The sequence below is a fragment of the Mycetocola saprophilus genome (genome assembly GCF_000718085.1).
GTDB lineage: Bacteria > Actinomycetota > Actinomycetes > Actinomycetales > Microbacteriaceae > Mycetocola > Mycetocola saprophilus.
In genome coordinates, this window is record NZ_JOEC01000002.1 from 913,983 (window position 1) to 931,449 (window position 17,467).

Sequence of the window (17,467 nt, forward strand, 5' to 3'; positions counted from 1 at the left end):
GCTGGTGTGCTCCATGACACTCACCCGCTGGCCGGCATCCCCACGAAACGGAATCGATCGTGAATACCCTCGCTACTGCATACCCAAAATCAGCCCCCGACCCCCATCTCGGCGAAGATCCGGCCCCTCAAGGCCGGCGCGCACGGGCCCGAAAGCCGGTGCCACCACGCGCGCTTCAGCCTCGCGGCTATGTGTGGCTGCTTCCCGCGATGATCCTCTCGGTAGGCCTTGTCTACATCTGCATCGGATACACCGGATACATCGCGACCCTGGACTGGGATGGATCGGCCCCCGATCCGGAATCGGTGGGCCTTGCGAACTTCACCCGCCTGTTTGCCGACCCGATCTTCTGGCGGGCCATGGCCCATACGGTCCTGTTTTTTGTGGTCACCTTTACCGTGCAGACCGTGCTGGGCATTGTTTTCGCCGTGATTCTGCACTCCCGGATCCGCCTGGGTGTGCTGTACAAGATCATCATTTTTGTTCCGGTGGTTCTGGCCCCGGCCGTGATGGCACCGGTATTTCGGCAGATATTCGCCGCCGATGGTCAGTTCAACGAGCTGCTTCGAGCGCTGGGAATGGGTTCGCTGGCTCACCCCTGGTTGGCCGATTCGGCCACCGCGCTCCCCGTTATCATGGGCATCACGATCTGGCAGTGGACCGGACTGACCTTCATCCTGTACTACGCGGCGATGAGTCAGATCGATCCCGAGGTGATCGAAGCCGCACGTATCGATGGAGCCGGGAACATCCGTGTGCTCACCTCGATCATCCTGCCCGGGGTAAAGGGCACCACCCTGGCCATCCTGATGCTGAGTGTGATCGGTGCGCTCAAAACGTTCGATGTGCCCTATCTGGTGACGGGTGGCGGTCCCAACTACGCCACCGAATTCCTGGGCACCTACATCTATCGGCAGTCGATCCCCCTCGCCGATGTGGGGTACGGGGCCGCACTCTCGATCATGCTGTTGATCCTCGCGGTGTTCTTTTCGCTGCTGGTGGGGTCGCGTCAGCGAAAGGATGCCTAGTGTTTGAAACTCGAAGTCGCGCCAGCAGGATTGTGTTGCAGGTCCTTGTCACCCTGATGGTGTTGCCCTTTCTTTTCCCGCTGATCGTGATGGTGCAGGGCTCGCTCGCCGGACAGGGGTGGGAAAATTACCGCACGGTGCTCTCGCAGCCCGAACTCCCGCTCTTTTTCCGCAATAGCGTGATCATCGCGCTGATCACCATCGCGCTGGTGCTTGCCGCCACGATGCTCGCCGCGTTTGCTTTTTCCAAACTGTGGCTGCGCGGGCGCGAGGTGTTCTTTTGGCTGTTGCTGGCCGCGTTGACGCTGCCCGAGGTCATCCTACTCACCCCGATGTTCTCCATCTCGCTTCAGCTCGGTCTGTACGACACGTACCTCTCGGTGATCCTGCCGCTCGCGGCGCTGCAGATTCCGTTTACCGTGCTCCTTGCCCGCACCTTTATGAACGGGATCCCCGACGGACTCTTTGAAGCCGCGCGAATTGATGGTGCCACGACCTGGCAGAGCTTCCTCCATGTGATCCTGCCGCTGACTCGACCCATCGCCGCGGCAATCGTGGTGCTCACCCTGATCACCACCTGGAACGACTACCTGCTTCCGCTGGTGTTCCTCCAGTCCCCGGAGACCCAGACGATCACGATGCTGCCGCAGTTCTTCGTGGGGCAGTTCAGTAACGACCAGACCAAGGTCCTCGCCGCCGCCGTGATCACCGCGCTTCCGGAAATTATCGCCTATCTCTGCCTGCAAAAGCTGTTCGAGCGCGGACTCGCCGCCGGCGCGCTGAAGTAACGCACATACCTTTTTGACCCCAACATCCACTACACACAACGGAGTAATCATGCCCCTCATCCAGATTGATCTTGACCGCGAACTCTACGAGGCAAAGCACGAGCAGATCAGTACCGAAATCCACCAGGCTCAGATCGATGCGCTGGAAATCCCCGCCGATGACCTGTTCCAGGTGTTCCGTCCGCATGAACCGGGGGAACTGAAGTTTGATCGGACATATAACGATCTCGATCGACAGAACCTGGTGCTGATCCGAATCACCATGGTTCACCGCTACAGCGTGGCGATCAAGCAGGGGCTGTATGTTGCCATCGCCGACCGGCTGCATGCCATCGGGATTCGTCGCGAGGACATCCTGATTTCGGTTGTGGAAAATGGCTACGAAGACTGGTTTGCGGGGAAGCTCTAATGGTAAAAACCCTTCCTGTACCGGTGTCGGTACTCTTTATCGGTGGCACCGGCACGATCAGCGCCTCGAGTGTTCGCCTGGCTGCCCACCAGGGAATGCGTGTAACGGTGCTCAACCGTGGACATAACTCACAGTCCCGGGACCTGCCCGAGGGGATCGAATGGATTACCGCGGATATCTCCGACCGCCCGGCATTTGAGCGGGCGCTGGGCGAGCGCCGGTGGGACGCGGTGGTGAACTTTCTCACCTTCAACGCGGAGGACGCCAGCTATTTTGCCCGACTGTTCACCGGGCGAACCGCACAGTACATCCATATCAGCACCGCATCGCTCTATCACAAGCCTATTCTGCAGTTGCCCATCGTGGAATCCACTGCCCGGCTCAATCCGTACGTAGCGTATTCGCGTGAGAAAATCGCGGCCGAAGACGTCTTATTGGCGGCGTTTTACGAGCGGGGGTTCCCGCTGACGATCGTGCGCCCCTCGCACACCTACGATGAGGCGAGCCCACCCGTTCCCGGGGGATGGGCGGTTTTTGACCGGATAGCAAACGGTGAAACGGTTGTTGTTCACGGGGATGGGACCTCCCTCTGGACCGTGACTCACGCGGCCGATCTAGCGGTCGGCCTGGTAGGGCTGATCGGCAACCCGCGAGCAATCGGTGAGTCGTTCCACATCACCTCGGATGATGTGTACACCTGGGACCAGATCTACACCCTGATCGCCGGTGCCCTGGGCACCACCGCGCACCTGGTGCACCTGCCCAGCGCGTTTTTCCTGGCGGCGGCACCGGAGTGGGGATGGTCCGAATTACTGATGGGGGATCTGGGTCACAGCGCGGTGTTTGACAACACAAAAATCCGACGCTTTGTTCCGGATTTTGCCCCCGTCAACACCCTGCACCGGAGCGTGCTTCGCATGGCAGCTTGGCGTGCTGAACATCCCGAGGTTGCCCGCGGAGACGCCGAGTCGGCCGCGGTGCTTGAACGTGTCGTATCGGGATATGCGCCGGCCAAAGCCGTGTTTGAGGGGTTGAATCCCGACAGCTAATCACCACCGGACACGCTCGATCCCTGGGGGATAATCGCACCCGCGTCGAATCATCGATGCGGGTGCGATGCGTGCGCTGGGCTGCCGAGGCCGCACCGAGAGTCTTGCGCTGATGTGACGGCGTTGGGGTGTGCCGCTCTACGCTGGAACCAAGGGCAGCCGACCATCCAGCACCCGGACATCGCGGGCACCGGCCAGGGCCAGGGCGAGGGCCGTGGCGCTCGCCGTGACCTCGCCGCCGTCGGCCGTGATGATGGGCAGGCCCGAGCGCAGGGCGGGGGCGTAGAGCTCACGCAGCTTGGCGTCGGAGACCAGGGTGTGATCGCTGGACCGGGTGATCGAGGTGAGCGGGACGCTCAGTGCCCGGTCGCCGGGGCCCGTGCGCGGCAGCTCCAGCTTGGAGCCGGACACCACGGTGACCGGGGTCAAGACCTCGGGCGACCCCGCATGGACCGCGGCGGCGGTGACCGGGTCCACCCACAGCTCGGGCCGCGGGGTCCCCACAAAGTCGGAGAGCTGGGACACCCGTGAGCCGCCACCGGTTTCCACCGAGCGGTGCTCGCCGAGCCAGGCGGTGAGGCCCCCGTCCAACACCGCGACCTCGTCGAAGCCGGTGGTGCGCAGCAGCCACCACAGCCGGGCTGCCCACTGACCGCGCTGGGTGTCGTAGACCACGACCCGGCTGTCGGTGGAGATACCCAGGCGCGCCACCGCCCCGGCCAGGCAGGCGGGATCGGGACGGTGCAGCCCCGGCGCATCCGGGTGGGAGAACTCGGTGAGTAGGTCGGCGAAGCGCGCGCCGGGAATATGGCCGGAGCGCTCGAAGTGGTCGCGCCCGCAGCGATACTCGCCGTCTCCGGACACCATCACGGTGGCATCGATGACCACCAGGGCGGGGCTGCCGAGGTGGTCGGCGAGCCACTGTGTGGAGACGACGGGACTTTCGAATACGGGAGACATACCTCAACGCTAACCCGCACATCCGACGCCGTCGAGGGGCGCGCAATACGCGGTAACCCTTCACGGCCGACTCTGCGTCGGTGCATAGCCGTCACCAAGGTTGTGTCGCATAGCTCTTACCAAGGTTTCTCCCAGGAAACCAAATCTGCCCCGTAATACTGCGGATGTAACGCCAGGTTACCCCGTATTACCCGGCACCCGGTGGGGGGTCAACGTGGTTGCTAACGTGTGGGCTTTACCTCCGGGCATACCCTCCCACACCCTCCCGAAAGGAAAACCACAATCACATGGCACTCCACAGACTGATTACGGCCTCCGCGCTGTCGACGGTCCTGATCGGCGGGCTTCTTCTCGCTCCGCAGACGGCCGCCGTCGCGGACGAGTCGGGTCCGCTCCTGCTGACGGTCCCGACCACCGCCGCAAACCAGGTCTCCGACCTCGACGTCGTCGAGGCAAACGACGCCGGGCTCGTGGTCCTCGCCGATCCGGCAACCGAATCCCTGCTGGCCACCCGAGGCGTGCGGATCATCGGCTCCGCCCCGTACGCGACCTCGATCGGCCACTCCCAGACTCAGAACCCGCGGGCCCGTTCCTTCGCGGCCGCCGCCGCACCCACCTACCCGCTGCCCGGCCGCCTGGCCGGCACCGAGTATGAGACCTACTTCGGCGGTTACCGCACGGCGGCCGCCTACGATAAGTTCTCCACCGACATCGCCGCCAAATATCCCGAGCTCGTGCAGCGGGTCGATTTTGGCGAGTCCTGGGAGAAGAAGAACGGCAAGGGTGGCAGCAACCTCGTCGCGATTCGTATCACCGGCGACGTGAAGAACCAGCCCGCCCCGACCGACGGCCAGGAGGGGCGCCCGCGGTTCGTGCTGGTCGCCCAGGCTCACGCCCGCGAAATCATCACCAGCGAGCTGGCCTGGCGCTACGCCACCGAACTGCTCAACGGCTACGGTGTGGACCCGCAGGTGACCGCACTGCTGGACAGCACCGAGGTGTGGATCAACTTCCAGAACAACCCCGACAGCATCCGCCAGGTGGAAACCGCGCTGGGAACCTCCCCGGTCAACGCCGCCGGCGACGCAACCCCGCCCAACAGCTCCAAGGCCTGGCAGCGCAAAAACGCCAACAACACCCTGTTCGCGCCGACCTCCACCAACTGGAGTAGCCAGCAGCACGGGATCGACCTCAACCGGAACTGGGCCTTCAAGTGGGGTGGCGCCAGCACTAGCACCAACCCCAATGCGGTCACCTACCTGGGACCGTCCCCGGCCTCCGAGCCCGAAACCGCGCAGCTCGCCACGCTGCTGACCCAGCTGTTTGGCGAGTACCGCACCGAGAGCACCACCGCGGCACCGGACACCCGCAAGGGCAGCTACATCAACCTGCACTCCTACTCGGACTACGTCATCTACCCGTATGCGTATGACAAGAACGACGCGGTCCCGAACCTGGAACCGATCAAGGCCAGCGCCTTCCGCCAGTCCTTCGCCAGCGGATTCCAGACCGGAAAGGCCGGCGAGATCCTCTACGACAACGCCGGGAACGACATCGACTGGATCTACTCGCAGCTGGGTGTGCCCGCCTACACCTACGAGATCGGTACCGCCGCTACCGGCGGATTCTTCCCCGCCTACACCCGCGTGGCCGACTTCTGGGCCAAGGTTTCCCCGGGCATCCACTTCGTCGCCGAGGCCGCCTACGCCCCCTACACCGCAACCCTGGGTGGTGTGGTGACCGAGGTGTCGGCCGAGCGGGCCGACAACGGTTCGGTCCGGATCACCGGCACCGCGAGCGACGACGTGTACGGAAAGGACCCGCGCTCGGCCGCGCGCCGACCGGCCGTGACCAACATCGTGGAGGCGGAAGCCGCCCTGGCGGTCGACCGCAACAGCATCGCCAAGACCGTACCCCTCGTCGTGGACGCTCCCGGTACCGAGGCCGGTTTCTCGGGAACCATCGCCGTGGACCGCACCAACTCGGACTTCAAGAAGCTGTTTGTGCGGGCGAAAAACGGCACGGGCCAGTGGGGTCCGTGGCGCGCCGCCGACGTGGAGACAATCGACGCCCCGGTATATCAGGGTCAGGACGCATACACGATCACCGCCGGTGTCGCGCAGAACATCCAGATTCCGGTTACCTCGGTGATCCCGGTGGAGTACGGGATCATCGGAAACTCGCTCCCCAAGGGCCTGAGCCTGGACGCGGAAACCGGCGTGATTAGTGGAACGGCCACCGAGGCCGGAACCTCCAGCCCGTTCTTCCACATCAATAACGGTGCGGGCAGCGTGGAGCGGGAAATCCCGTTCACCGTCGAGCCCGCCGCGCTGTCGACGTTTGAGCTGGGTCTGTCCGCCGCGGCCCCCAAGCAGGGCGACACGATCACCATCACCGCGCTGGGAACCGACGAGTTTGGCAACCGGATTGCCGACTTCAGCGACCGCGTGGTGCTGACCTCGAGCGTGGCCAGCGACGTGATCGTGGGTAACACCGTGCGCTTCCAGCACGCCAGCCCGCACACTATCACCGCGACCTCCGAGGGCGTCTCTAGCTCGATCCTGGTGGAGGTCACGCCGGTGGCCGTGGACGGCGGAACCACGCCGCCCAGCACCGTGCCGGCGCCGGGTTCCTCTGCCCTGCCGGTGGACAACAAGGCCGGGGTAAAGACCCCCGGTGATGGGATCGCCAACACGGGTGCCGAGATCGGTGGCCTCCTGGTGGCGCTGACCCTGCTCCTCGGTGCCGGAACCGCACTGGTTGTACGTCGCCGCCGCAGCAGCGAGGTCTAACTCGCCTTACCCATCGCGCCCCGGCCGCTTCGGCGGTCGGGGCGCGGTTGTGTGTCTCACCGTGGCTGAAATGCAGAATTCCCGCGCTGGTAAGGCCACCGGCGCGGGAATCTGTGGGTGTTGCGGGGTAATTAGCGGCGTCGACGGGCGTCGATCTGGCCGGTGTTGAAGCCCATCAGGTTGAGGCCGCCGTGGAAGCGGGCGTGTTCGATCTTCATGCAGCGATCCATCACGACCTCCAGCCCCTTACTCTCGGCGAGGGCTGCGGCCTCCTCGTTCCAGAGTCCGAGCTGGAACCACACGGTTTTTGCGCCCACGGCCGCAGCCTCCTCGACCACCTGGGGGAGGTCGGAGTTCTTACGGAACACGTCGACGATATCGGGCGCCTCGGGCAGCGAGGCCAGGTCCGGATACACCGGCTGGCCCAGCAACTCGGTGGCTCGCGGGTTCACGAAGTACACCCGGAAGTTCGAGGACTGCTGCAGGTAGGTGGCCACGAAGTAGCTGGACCGCGCGGTGTTGGGCGAGGCTCCCACGATCGCGACCGAGCGCGAACGGCGCAGGATGTTGTAGCGCTCGTGGGAGTCCGGACCCACCCAGGTGCGGGTGGTGTCGGCGTGGGTCGGCGCGGCGGGCAGCGCGCAGGTCAGGCCGGCGCTGCTGGTCGTGGCGCTCATTTGGAAGCTCCCGCGTTCAGGGCCGCGGTGTGGCTCGGTTCCATGTTGGTCATTTTGCCGCTCCCGCGTTCAGGGCCCGGTCGAGGTCGGCGATGATGTCCTCGGGATCCTCGATGCCCACGCTCAGTCGCACCAGGCCCGGCAGCACGCCGGCGTCCAGCAGCTGCTGCTCGGTGAGCTGGGCATGGGTCGTGGATGCCGGGTGGATGATCAGCGTTTTGGCATCACCCACATTGGCCAGGTGGCTGGCCAGCTCGACGTTCTCGATCAGGGCCTTGCCCGCCTCGCGTCCGCCGCGCAGCACAAATCCGAAGACCGAACCGGGGCCAGATGGGAAGTACTTGGCCGCACGCTCGTGGTGCGGGTGATCGGGCAGTCCCGCCCAGTTCACGGCCTCGACCCGGGGATCGGCGGCCAGCCATTCGGCGACGATCCGGGCATTGTCCACATGGGCGCGCATCCGCAGTGGCAGGGTCTCCACGCCCTGGGCGAGCAGGAAGGCCGAGTGCGCGGGCAGTGCCGGTCCGATGTCGCGCAGCTGCTCGGCACGCAGCCGGGTCAGGAACGCATACTCGCCGAAGTTCCCCGACCACTCCAGCCCGCCATAGCTCGGGACCGGCTCGGTGAACCGCGGGAAACGGCCCGAGGTCCAGTCAAACTTGCCGGATTCCACCACGACACCACCGAGGGTGGTTCCGTGGCCGCCGATGAACTTGGTGGCCGAGTGGGTGACGATATCCGCACCCCAGTCGATCGGGCGAATCAGCGCCGGAGTCGAGAGGGTCGAGTCGATTACCAGCGGCACGCCGTGCGCCCGGGCAACCTCGGCGAGGCCCTCGATGTCGGCGATCTCGCCCGAGGGGTTGGCGATGGTCTCGGCAAAAATCAGCTTGGTTTTATCGGTGATCGCGGCGGCATAGGCGGCCGGATCCGAGGAGTTTACAAACGTGGTTTCGATGCCGAAGCGGCGCAGGGTCACATCGAGCTGGGTGACCGAGCCGCCGTAGAGGCTGGCCGAGGCGACGATGTGATCGCCCGCCTCGGTAAGACTCGCGAAGGTCAGGTACTGGGCGGCCAGGCCACTCGCGGTGGCGACGGCACCGAGGCCGCCCTCGAGGTTTGCGATCCGCTCCTCGAAGCTGGAGACCGTGGGGTTGGCCAGGCGCGAGTAGATCGTGCCGTATTTCTGCAGCGCGAACCGGCTCGCGGCGTCCTCGGCGCTGTCAAACACAAACGCGGTGGACTGATAGATGGGAAGGGCGCGGGCACCGGTAGCCGCGTCGGGGATATTGCCCGCGTGAATCGCGCGCGTGCGGAAGCCGTACTCTCGATCTGCCATGATGACAGGCTAGTGGGCGTGGTGCGTCACACCCGATCATGTGACGTCATAGACCGAAACATAACAGTGTGAGACAATACTTCTGAGCCCGATGATCGGGCCCCGGACGAGGGCGCAGTACCCGGAACGCGACAAGACTGACCATGAAGGTTGGTGTTTGTCATGGCATGGATCGTGCTGATTATCTCCGGTGTTCTCGAGGCCGTCTGGGCCACCGCGCTGGGCCGCTCCGAGGGATTCTCCAAGCTCTGGCCCACGGTGGTTTTCGGGGTCGGACTGCTGCTCAGCATGGGTGGTTTGGCGTACGCAATGCGCGAAATCCCCACCGGAACCGCCTATGCGATCTGGGTGGGGATCGGGGCTAGCCTCACGGTGTTGTACGCGATGATCTTCGGTGGCGAGCCCGCCTCGATCATTAAAATCCTGCTCATCCTGGGAATCGTCGGCTGCGTCATCGGCCTCAAGATGGTGGACGCCGCGCACTAGAAACCGGGCGTTTGGCAGGGCCAAAAACCTGGGAATTTCATTAGCTTGTGCGAACGGCGCAAATCTGAATGTGGATCGAGGCTCCGGACGCTACACTGGCCCAATGGCTACCTCAGAAACCCGTGCTCGAGCCGAACGTCGCCTCGGGATTACGCTTTTGATCGTGTCCGCGCTGGTTGCCGGATTCGCTGTGTATACCTTTGTCAGCGCGAGCGTCTGGTACGCCTATGCGGCCGGCGCGCTGTTCTCGATCCTGGCGCTGGTTCTGGTGCTGCGCGGGGTCGAGCAGGTTCGCGATGGGATCGATTCGGCCCACCCCTAAACGTCCCACAGTATAAAAAGTCCCGCAGGCGGTGCCTGCGGGACTTTATTGTGCCCTAGACCCAGCTGGGCAGCCAGGCGTGCATCTGCCAGAACCAGTAGGGGACGTTCATCGCGGTCCACAGCGGGTACCAGAAGATCGACAGTGCGGTCGCGAAGAAGAGGAAGATGCCCACGGTCGCCAGGCCCGAGGTGCGTCGGGGGCGTGGATCCTCCCGTTTGCCGATGATCAGGCCGATCACAAAGACCAGGCCGAGGATCAGGTACGGCTCAAACGCGATCGTATAGAACTGGAACACCGTGCGCTCGGTGTAGGCGAGCCAGGGCAGATAGCCGGCGACCATCCCCATCAGGATCAGGCCCACCTGCCACTCCTGGTGGCGGGTCAGCCGGTACACGAGGTAGAGGGTCGCCAGCACGGCGGCCCACCAGATCAGCGGGTTGGCGATCGAGGTGATGGCCTCCGAGCACAGGTTGGCACCGCAGGATCCGGCCTTCGGGGTCACATACCACATGCTCGTGGGGCGGATCATGGCGAGCCAGGTGAGCGGGTTGGCCTGATAGGCGTGCGGGGTCGAGAGGCCCACGTGGAACGCATACATCTGCTCGTGATAGTGGACCAGGGACTGGATCGCCTTGGGCACCCAGGCGAACGTGCCCTGCCAGGCGTTGGCGGGGTCGGCCGCCCACTGGCGGTAATAACCGCCCGAGGTACTCAGCCAGCCCGACCAGCTCGCGATGTAGACCACCACGGCGACCGGGACGTAGAGCAGGAAGGTGGCGGGGGCCTGGAGCAGCGAACCCAGGGCGAATTCGCCGAGGCCGCGGCGACGGCGGGCCAGCAGGTCCACCACAACCAGGTAGATGCCGAAGGCGGCGAGGAAGTAGAGTCCCGACCACTTGACCGAGGTGGTCGCGCCAAATGCCAGACCCACGGCCAGGACCCACGGCCGATTCCAGATGACCGGTCCGGCCACCTTTTTGAGTGGGGCGTCGGGGTGTGCGGCAATCCAGTCGTCGAGTTTTTGTTCCAGCCATGCTCGATCCTTGAGGATGAACCAGAATCCGAGCAGGGCGAAGACCATGACCGAGTTATCGAGGATCGCGACCCGGCTCATCACGATCGCGTGTCCGTCGATCGCAAACAGGAATCCGGCGATGACCGCGAGGGTGCGCGACTTGGTCAGGCTGCGGGCTACCAGCATGACCAGGCCCACGCCGATGATGCCCATCAGCGCGGTGGTGATGCGCCAGCCGAACGCGTTATCGGCACCAAAGATAGCCATGCCGACCCCGATGATCCACTTGCCCAGCGGCGGGTGGACGATATAGGAGGGGTCCTTGAGGTAGATGTTGACGTCGCCGGCGTTGAAGCGCTCGTTGACGCCGTCGGGCCACTTGGACTCGTAGCCGTTGCCCCACAGCGAGTAGGCGTCCTTCACATAGAAGGTCTCGTCGAATACCAGCGCGTGCGGGTAGCCGAGGTTCCAGAGGCGCACCCCCGCGGCCAGCAGCAGGATCAGGACCGGGATCAGCCAGTTCAGCAGGCGGGCCCGCTCGGGGGTTCGGACGATCTTCAGCCACAGGTCATCGATCCGCGAGCCGGTGGGTACCGCCGCGTGGGCGGGCGGATGTTCGTCCTCGCGCGTGGCAACCGCGACCGGGCCGGTGGATGACTCCGTCGGGCGCGGGTAGGCGGGAGAGGGGTCAGCCGCGGCCGACGCGACCGGACCGGTGTGGTGTGCGCCGTGCGCGACCGGGCCGGTGGAGGGGGTGGGCGGCTCGGCGGCGGAGGGGGTGTTCTCCGAGGCGGAACCGTTTTCACTGCTGGACACCCTGTAATGGTAGTCAGTGAAGGTGCGATTTCTCACGCGTTTTGGTGATTGTTGTGTGTGGGGTGCCGGATTGACCTGTCAGACTGGACCCATGATCATCCTCGGTGCCACCCCCATTGGAAACCTCTCGGACGCCACCACTCGTCTGGTGGAAACCCTGGAACGGGTCAGCGTGGTTGCGGCCGAGGACACCCGCACCACGGTTAAGCTGCTGCGCGGGCTGGGGATCGAGAACCGCCCCGAGCTGCTGGCCCTGCACGATCACAACGAGCGGGTGCGCGCGGCGGACCTGGTGAATCGTGCCCGGGATGAGGACATCCTGGTGCTCAGCGACGCGGGGATGCCCACGGTCTCGGACCCCGGATTCCACCTGGTCGAGGCCGCCGCGGCCGCCGATGTGCGGGTCACCATTCTGCCCGGCCCGAGCGCCGTGCTCTCGGCGCTCGCCGTATCGGGCCTGCCCACCGACCGTTTCTGCTTCGAGGGGTTCCTACCGCGCAAGTCGGGGGAGCGTCGCGCAACCTTCACCGAGCTGGCCGACGAACGCCGCACGATGGTCTTCTTTGACTCGCCCAACCGCCTGGCCGCGAGCCTGGCCGATATGGCCGAGGTGTTTGGTGTCGAGCGCCGCGTGGTGGTGTGCCGCGAGCTGACCAAGCTCTATGAGGAGGTCAAGCGTGGATCGGCCGCCGAGCTGGCCGAGTGGGCCGCCGAGGGCGTGCGCGGGGAGATCTGCATCGTGGTGGCCGGGGCTCCGGCCCGCGAGTTCAGCCTCGAGGATGCCATCGCCCGGGTCCGTTCACTGGTCGAATCCGGCGTGCGCACCAAGGACGCGGCGACCCAGGTGGCCGCCGAAACCGGCCTCGGCAAGCGCGACCTCTACGAGGGTGCCCTCGCCCGCTAAACCACATCCCACGCCGCCCGGCGTAACGATGTCCGCGGCCGGGTGATTTTCACCATACAATTGAGCGCATGTCGTCCGGTCGTTCTTTTTATGTCACCACACCCATTTTCTACGTTAACGATGCTCCCCATATCGGGCATGCGTACACCGAGGTGGCCGCCGACATGCTCGCGCGCTGGCACCGTCAGTCAGGCGATGACACCTGGTCGCTGACCGGAACCGATGAGCATGGCGAGAAGATCCTGCGCACCGCCACCGCCAACGGCACCACCCCGCAGGAGTGGGCCGACAAGCTGGTGCGTGAGTCCTGGATCCCGCTGCTGGAGACCATCGATATCTCCAACGACGATTTCATCCGCACCACCGACGAGCGCCACGAGAAGAACGTTCAGGTCTTCCTGCAGAAGCTCTATGATGACGGTTTCATCTACTCGGGTGAGTACTCCGGCCTCTACTGTGTGGGCTGTGAGGAGTTCAAGCCCGAGAGCGAGGTTGTGGATGGAACCGGCGAGTTCGCCGGTCAGAAGGTCTGCGCGATCCACTCCAAGCCGCTGGAGCGCCTTGAGGAGAAGAACTACTTCTTCCGGATGAGCGACTTCTCCCAGCGCCTGCTGGACCTCTACGAGCAGAACCCCGAGTTTGTGCAGCCGGAGTCGGCGCGCAACGAGGTTATCCAGTTTGTCCGTCAGGGCCTCAACGACCTCTCGATCTCTCGTTCGAGCTTCGACTGGGGTGTCAAGGTGCCCTGGGATGACTCGCACGTGGTCTACGTGTGGTTCGACGCGCTGCTGAACTACATCACCGCCGTCGGCTATGGCCAGGACGACGCCACCTTCGAGAGCCGCTGGCCGGGCATGCACCTGGTGGGTAAGGACATTCTGCGCTTCCACGCCGTGATCTGGCCGGCCATGCTGATGGCCGCCGGACTGCCCGTGCCGCACCGTGTGTTTGGTCACGGCTGGCTGCTGGTGGGTGGAGAGAAGATGTCCAAGTCGAAGCTCACCGGTATCGCGCCGCACGAGATCACCGATACGTTTGGCTCGGATGCGTTCCGCTACTACTTCATGTCCGCGATCCACTTCGGTCAGGACGGCTCGTTCAGCTGGGAAGACCTCTCGGCTCGCTACCAGGCGGAGCTGGCCAACGGATTCGGAAACCTGGCCTCGCGCACCCTGGCGATGATCACCCGCTACTACGACGGCGTCGTGCCGGCCCCGGCCGAGTACACCGAGGCCGACCTCAAGGTTCAGCGCGTGGTCGCCGAGGCCGTGGCCAACGCGGATGCGGCGATCGAGAAGATCGCGCTGCACGAGTCCCTCGCCGCGATCTGGACCGTGGTCGAGGAGCTCAACGGCTACATCACCGTGCAAGAGCCCTGGGCCCTGGCCAAGGACGAGGCGAACCGTGAGCGTCTGAACACCGTGCTGTACACCGTGGCCGAGGGCCTGCGCGCCCTGGCCGTGGTGCTCTCCCCGACCATCCCCAAGGCCACCACCAAGCTGTGGACCGCACTGGGTGTGGAGGACTCCCTGGGAGCCCTCACCGCGCAGCCGATCCGCTCGGCCGGGGTCTGGGGTCAGCTGGTTCCGGGGACGACCGTGGGGGCGCTTGAGGCGCTGTTCCCGCGGATCGAAACCACCGACGCCGAATAGTGGGGATGCCGGAATCGGCGAAAGCGGGTAGCGTCGAGGATATGAACCCGACGCACGTACGCACGCGCGGGGACTCGGATCGTAAGGATCTGAGTTACCCGCCGCTCCCGCAGCCGCTCACCTCCGGTGTGTACGACAACCACACCCACCTGGAAATCGCCGACGGCGATCAGGCTCTCGACTATCGCGAGCAGCTTGATCGCGCCTCAAGCGTGGGGGTCAAGGGTGTCGTTCAGGTGGGCACCGACCTTGTTACCTCGCGCTGGGGTGCTCAGATCGCCGCGATCGAACCGCGGGTGCTCGCGGCCGTGGCCATCCACCCCAACGACACCCCCGAGCTTGAGGCTCAGGGCCTGTTGGATGAGCACCTCGCGGGCATCGATGAGCTGGCCGCGCTGCCACGGGTACGCGCGGTGGGCGAGACCGGACTCGACTTCTTCCGCACCGGAGAAGACGGCCGGGCCGCCCAGTTCCGGGCGTTTGAGGCGCACATCGAGATCGCCAAGAAGCACAACCTGGCCCTGCAGATTCACGACCGCGACGCCCACAACGAGGTCGTGGAAACGCTGCTGCGGGTGGGCGCGCCCGAACGCACGGTCTTCCACTGTTTCTCGGGAGACGTGGAGCTGGCCGAGATCTGCATCAAAAACGGCTGGTACATGTCGCTCTCGGGCACGGTGACGTTCAAGAACGCCCACAACCTGCGCCGGGTCCTGGATATCGCGCCGCGCTCGCTGCTGATGATCGAAACCGACGCGCCCTATCTCACCCCGACCCCGTTCCGCGGTCGGCCCAACGCCCCCTACCTCATTCCCTATACGCTGCGTGCGATCGCCGAGTACCTGGATCTTGATCCGGTGATGCTCGCCACCCAGCTCAGCTCCAATACCGAAGCCGTATACGGCCGCTGGGATCACGATCCGATCCGCTCCCAGACCGGCCCGAACGACCGAACGAAAAGTACCCAATGAACCTGCTCGGCCCCGCCGAAATCCGCGATCTCGCGGAAATGCTTGATGTGACGCCCACCAAGAAGCTCGGCCAGAACTTTGTGGTGGACGCCAACACCGTCCGCAAGATCGTGAAGGTCGCAAACGTCGAGGCCGGTGACGCGGTGATCGAGATCGGTCCCGGACTCGGTTCGCTGACCCTGGGTCTGCTGGAGGCCGAGGCCCGCGTGGTCGCCGTGGAGATTGACTCGCGCCTGGCCGAGCAGCTGCCCAAGACCGTGGCCGCCCTCGCCCCCGAGGCCGAGCTCACCGTGGTGCACCAAGACGCCCTGAAGGTCACCGAGCTGCCGCTTGCGCCCACCCGCCTGGTGGCCAACCTGCCCTACAACATCTCGGTGCCGGTGCTGCTGCACCTGCTGGAGCACTTCGATTCGCTCACCTCGGGTGTGGTCATGGTGCAGGCCGAGGTGGGTCACCGCCTGGCCGCCGAGCCGGGCTCGAAGATCTATGGCAGCCCGAGCGTGAAGGCCGAATGGTACGGAAACTGGCGGATCGCCGGAACCGTGAGCCGTCAGGTGTTCTGGCCGGTCCCCAACGTGGACTCGGTCCTGGTGGGCTTTGAGCGTCGCGAAGATCAGATCGGCACGCTTGAGGAGCGGGCCCTGACCTTCGCGCTGGTGGATGCGGCCTTCGGTCAGCGTCGCAAAATGTTGCGGCAGTCCCTGGGCCAGGTTTTGGGTGGTGCCGACGTGGCCACCGAGCGCCTGGAAGCCGCGGGAATCGCGCCCACCGCGCGCGGTGAGGCCCTGACCGTGCACGACTTTTTGGGTGTGGCTCGCGCGCATCTGAGCGCAGACGGTAAATAACGTTAGATATCCTGCGTTAGGTTTAACTCATGAGCGCCAACCAGACGTCCACTGAGGTAGCAGCCCGGGCCCCCGGGAAGGTGAACCTGTTCCTGTCCGTGGGAGCGGTCCGCGAGGATGGATACCACGAGGTAGCCACCGCGTATCAGGCCGTGTCCCTGTATGAGGACGTCTACGCCTCACATGCGAGCGATTTCGCTGTGAGTTTCGAGGGTAAGATCAACACCGATTCGGTGCCCACCGATGGCTCGAACCTGGCGATCAAGGCGGCCCGCCTGCTGGCTCGCAAGACCGGCTATCGTGGCGGGGTGCACCTGCGGATCGAGAAGAACGTTCCGGTTGCCGGCGGCATGGGCGGCGGCTCCGCCGACGCCGCGGCGACCCTGGTCGCCTGTGACGCGCTCTGGGGAACGGGCCTCGGCCGCGAGGAACTCGTGCGCCTGGCCGCCAAGCTCGGGGCCGATGTGCCCTTTGCCCTGGTGGGCGGCACGGCCCTGGGCACCGGACGCGGCGAACGCCTGAGCCCGGCGCTGGCCACCGGCCAGTTCACCTGGGTGTTTGCCCTCGCCGATCAGGGACTCTCGACCCCCGCCGTCTACGCCAAGCTCGACGAGCACCGCGAAAAGCACGCCCTGGACATTTCCCCCGCCCGCGACGTGCCCAGCGTGGATAACGACGTGCTGCAGGCCCTGCGTGCCGGGGACACGATCATGCTCGCCAACGCCCTGCACAACGACATGCAGGTGGCCGCGCTGCAGATGCAGCCGGGCCTGGCCGACGTGATTGAGCTGGGTGAGCGCTCCGGTGCCCTGGCCGGCATCGTCTCCGGTTCGGGACCCACCGTGGCCTTCCTGGCCGAGGACTCCGATGCGGCCCTGGAAATCCAGGTCTCGCTGAGCGCCAACGGCATCCGCACCGTCCGGGCCACCGGCCCCGCCTCGGGCGCGCGCCTGCTCACCGACTAACCTGTCTCATCGATTACACGGAGATGTCTTCCGGGGACTGACAAACTGTCCTCATGAGTGGATTTCATCATGTCGAGATTTGGATCGCGGACCGCGCGGCGCTCACGGACTGGGCCTGGTTACTGAGCCGTCTTGGCTTCACCCAGGACAGCGTGTGGGACGAAGGCGAGTCCTGGGGTGCCGGAGGTGCGTATCTGAGCCTCACTACCTCGCCCAACATGTCCTCGTCCATACACGATCGGCGGAGGGCCGGAATCAATCATTTGGCCTTCCGCGGTGGATCCCGGGCCGATGTGGACGCGCTCGTCGCCGCGGCCCCGGCCCATGGTTGGCGTCCGTTGTATGCCGAGCGTTATCCGTACGCCGGCGGAACTGACCACTATGCGTGCTGGCTAGAAAACTCCGCCGGTTTCAAGACTGAGGTGGTTGCTGAATAGTCCACCCAC

Annotated in this window: 17 protein-coding genes and 1 riboswitch; of the genes, 13 read left to right on the forward strand and 4 right to left on the reverse strand. The window is 65.0% G+C overall.

What is annotated here, in order from left to right; genetic code table 11:
* Positions 1-191 precede the first annotated feature (191 nt).
* From IE92_RS0109955 to IE92_RS0109970, 4 genes are read left to right on the forward strand one after another with little or no spacing between them, the layout of a single operon-like run.
* On the forward strand, positions 192-1,028 hold the full coding sequence (locus tag IE92_RS0109955) for a carbohydrate ABC transporter permease (RefSeq protein ID WP_211250773.1): 837 nt from the start codon (positions 192-194) through the stop codon (positions 1,026-1,028).
* Positions 1,028-1,816, forward strand: a complete 789-nt coding sequence (locus tag IE92_RS0109960) for a carbohydrate ABC transporter permease (protein ID WP_030148350.1) — start codon at positions 1,028-1,030, stop codon at positions 1,814-1,816. The genes IE92_RS0109955 and IE92_RS0109960 overlap by 1 nt, the downstream gene beginning before the upstream one ends.
* A gap of 49 nt (positions 1,817-1,865) precedes the next feature.
* Positions 1,866-2,225, forward strand: a complete 360-nt coding sequence (locus tag IE92_RS0109965; RefSeq protein WP_030148351.1) for a tautomerase family protein — start codon at positions 1,866-1,868, stop codon at positions 2,223-2,225.
* Complete coding sequence (locus IE92_RS0109970; protein WP_030148352.1) at positions 2,225-3,274, forward strand: NAD-dependent epimerase/dehydratase family protein; 1,050 nt, start codon at positions 2,225-2,227, stop codon at positions 3,272-3,274. Before IE92_RS0109965 ends, IE92_RS0109970 begins: the two co-directional genes overlap by 1 nt.
* A 138-nt stretch (positions 3,275-3,412) precedes the next feature.
* On the opposite strand, the gene IE92_RS0109975 is transcribed toward IE92_RS0109970, so the two are convergent.
* Positions 3,413-4,234 carry a sulfurtransferase gene (locus tag IE92_RS0109975; RefSeq protein ID WP_043321560.1) on the reverse strand — a complete coding sequence of 274 codons (822 nt, stop codon included), beginning with the start codon at positions 4,232-4,234 and terminating at the stop codon, positions 3,413-3,415.
* Between the two features lie 287 nt (positions 4,235-4,521).
* On the opposite strand from IE92_RS0109975, the gene IE92_RS17340 reads away from it, so the two are divergent.
* Positions 4,522-7,026 (forward strand): M14 family zinc carboxypeptidase, encoded by a 2,505-nt coding sequence (locus IE92_RS17340; RefSeq protein WP_051701620.1) that lies wholly within the window; start codon positions 4,522-4,524, stop codon positions 7,024-7,026.
* A gap of 131 nt (positions 7,027-7,157) precedes the next feature.
* Here the strand turns inward: IE92_RS17340 and IE92_RS0109985 are convergent, their stop codons facing one another.
* Positions 7,158-7,703 carry a CoA-binding protein gene (locus tag IE92_RS0109985; RefSeq protein ID WP_030148355.1) on the reverse strand — a complete coding sequence of 182 codons (546 nt, stop codon included), beginning with the start codon at positions 7,701-7,703 and terminating at the stop codon, positions 7,158-7,160.
* Between the two features lie 49 nt (positions 7,704-7,752).
* Complete coding sequence (locus IE92_RS0109990) at positions 7,753-9,042, reverse strand: O-acetylhomoserine aminocarboxypropyltransferase/cysteine synthase family protein (protein WP_030148356.1); 1,290 nt, start codon at positions 9,040-9,042, stop codon at positions 7,753-7,755.
* An 81-nt stretch (positions 9,043-9,123) separates the two neighbouring features.
* A riboswitch (guanidine-III (ykkC-III) riboswitch) is annotated at positions 9,124-9,187 on the forward strand.
* 17 nt (positions 9,188-9,204) lie between these two features.
* Here IE92_RS0109990 and IE92_RS0109995 point away from each other — a divergent pair.
* Together IE92_RS0109995 and IE92_RS18330 are read left to right on the forward strand one after the other, a co-directional pair.
* The gene (locus tag IE92_RS0109995; protein ID WP_030148357.1) at positions 9,205-9,528 is read left to right on the forward strand and encodes a DMT family transporter; all 324 of its coding nucleotides are present in this window, start codon (positions 9,205-9,207) and stop codon (positions 9,526-9,528) included.
* A 103-nt stretch (positions 9,529-9,631) separates the two neighbouring features.
* A complete protein-coding gene (locus IE92_RS18330) occupies positions 9,632-9,850 on the forward strand; it encodes a hypothetical protein (protein ID WP_147441589.1) in 219 nt (72 codons plus the stop codon).
* Between the two features lie 55 nt (positions 9,851-9,905).
* Here IE92_RS18330 and IE92_RS0110005 read toward each other — a convergent pair whose 3' ends face one another.
* A complete protein-coding gene (locus IE92_RS0110005) occupies positions 9,906-11,684 on the reverse strand; it encodes a dolichyl-phosphate-mannose--protein mannosyltransferase (RefSeq protein WP_051701619.1) in 1,779 nt (592 codons plus the stop codon).
* Positions 11,685-11,775: 91 nt separating this feature from the next.
* Here IE92_RS0110005 and rsmI point away from each other — a divergent pair, with 91 nt between their 5' ends.
* From rsmI to IE92_RS0110035, 6 genes are all read left to right on the forward strand, one after another.
* On the forward strand, positions 11,776-12,588 hold the full coding sequence (gene rsmI, locus IE92_RS0110010) for a 16S rRNA (cytidine(1402)-2'-O)-methyltransferase (RefSeq protein ID WP_030148359.1): 813 nt from the start codon (positions 11,776-11,778) through the stop codon (positions 12,586-12,588).
* Positions 12,589-12,656: 68 nt separating this feature from the next.
* Positions 12,657-14,240 (forward strand): methionine--tRNA ligase, encoded by a 1,584-nt coding sequence (gene metG / locus IE92_RS0110015; RefSeq protein ID WP_030148360.1) that lies wholly within the window; start codon positions 12,657-12,659, stop codon positions 14,238-14,240.
* Between the two features lie 41 nt (positions 14,241-14,281).
* Positions 14,282-15,211 (forward strand): TatD family hydrolase, encoded by a 930-nt coding sequence (locus tag IE92_RS0110020; protein WP_051701781.1) that lies wholly within the window; start codon positions 14,282-14,284, stop codon positions 15,209-15,211.
* Positions 15,208-16,056, forward strand: coding sequence for a 16S rRNA (adenine(1518)-N(6)/adenine(1519)-N(6))-dimethyltransferase RsmA (rsmA, locus tag IE92_RS0110025; RefSeq protein WP_030148362.1), 849 nt, complete (start codon positions 15,208-15,210; stop codon positions 16,054-16,056). Before IE92_RS0110020 ends, rsmA begins: the two co-directional genes overlap by 4 nt.
* A 29-nt stretch (positions 16,057-16,085) precedes the next feature.
* Complete coding sequence (locus IE92_RS0110030) at positions 16,086-17,021, forward strand: 4-(cytidine 5'-diphospho)-2-C-methyl-D-erythritol kinase (RefSeq protein ID WP_030148363.1); 936 nt, start codon at positions 16,086-16,088, stop codon at positions 17,019-17,021.
* A 53-nt stretch (positions 17,022-17,074) separates the two neighbouring features.
* Positions 17,075-17,458, forward strand: a complete 384-nt coding sequence (locus tag IE92_RS0110035; RefSeq protein WP_030148364.1) for a VOC family protein — start codon at positions 17,075-17,077, stop codon at positions 17,456-17,458.
* The last annotated feature ends 9 nt before the right edge of the window (positions 17,459-17,467 follow it).

Excerpts from the sequence above, each read along its gene's own strand:
- IE92_RS0109965 (WP_030148351.1), top strand. The coding sequence starts at position 1,866 with ATGCCCCTCATCCAGATTGATCTTGACCGCGAACTCTACGAGGCAAAG.
- IE92_RS0109970 (WP_030148352.1), top strand. The coding sequence starts at position 2,225 with ATGGTAAAAACCCTTCCTGTACCGGTGTCGGTACTCTTTATCGGTGGC.
- IE92_RS0109975 (WP_043321560.1), bottom strand. The coding sequence starts at position 4,234 with ATGTCTCCCGTATTCGAAAGTCCCGTCGTCTCCACACAGTGGCTCGCC.
- IE92_RS17340 (WP_051701620.1), top strand. The coding sequence starts at position 4,522 with ATGGCACTCCACAGACTGATTACGGCCTCCGCGCTGTCGACGGTCCTG.
- IE92_RS0109985 (WP_030148355.1), bottom strand. The coding sequence starts at position 7,703 with ATGAGCGCCACGACCAGCAGCGCCGGCCTGACCTGCGCGCTGCCCGCC.
- IE92_RS0109990 (WP_030148356.1), bottom strand. The coding sequence starts at position 9,042 with ATGGCAGATCGAGAGTACGGCTTCCGCACGCGCGCGATTCACGCGGGC.
- IE92_RS0109995 (WP_030148357.1), top strand. The coding sequence starts at position 9,205 with ATGGCATGGATCGTGCTGATTATCTCCGGTGTTCTCGAGGCCGTCTGG.
- IE92_RS18330 (WP_147441589.1), top strand. The coding sequence starts at position 9,632 with ATGGCTACCTCAGAAACCCGTGCTCGAGCCGAACGTCGCCTCGGGATT.
- rsmI (WP_030148359.1), top strand. The coding sequence starts at position 11,776 with ATGATCATCCTCGGTGCCACCCCCATTGGAAACCTCTCGGACGCCACC.
- metG (WP_030148360.1), top strand. The coding sequence starts at position 12,657 with ATGTCGTCCGGTCGTTCTTTTTATGTCACCACACCCATTTTCTACGTT.
- IE92_RS0110020 (WP_051701781.1), top strand. The coding sequence starts at position 14,282 with ATGAACCCGACGCACGTACGCACGCGCGGGGACTCGGATCGTAAGGAT.
- rsmA (WP_030148362.1), top strand. The coding sequence starts at position 15,208 with ATGAACCTGCTCGGCCCCGCCGAAATCCGCGATCTCGCGGAAATGCTT.
- IE92_RS0110030 (WP_030148363.1), top strand. The coding sequence starts at position 16,086 with ATGAGCGCCAACCAGACGTCCACTGAGGTAGCAGCCCGGGCCCCCGGG.
- IE92_RS0110035 (WP_030148364.1), top strand. The coding sequence starts at position 17,075 with ATGAGTGGATTTCATCATGTCGAGATTTGGATCGCGGACCGCGCGGCG.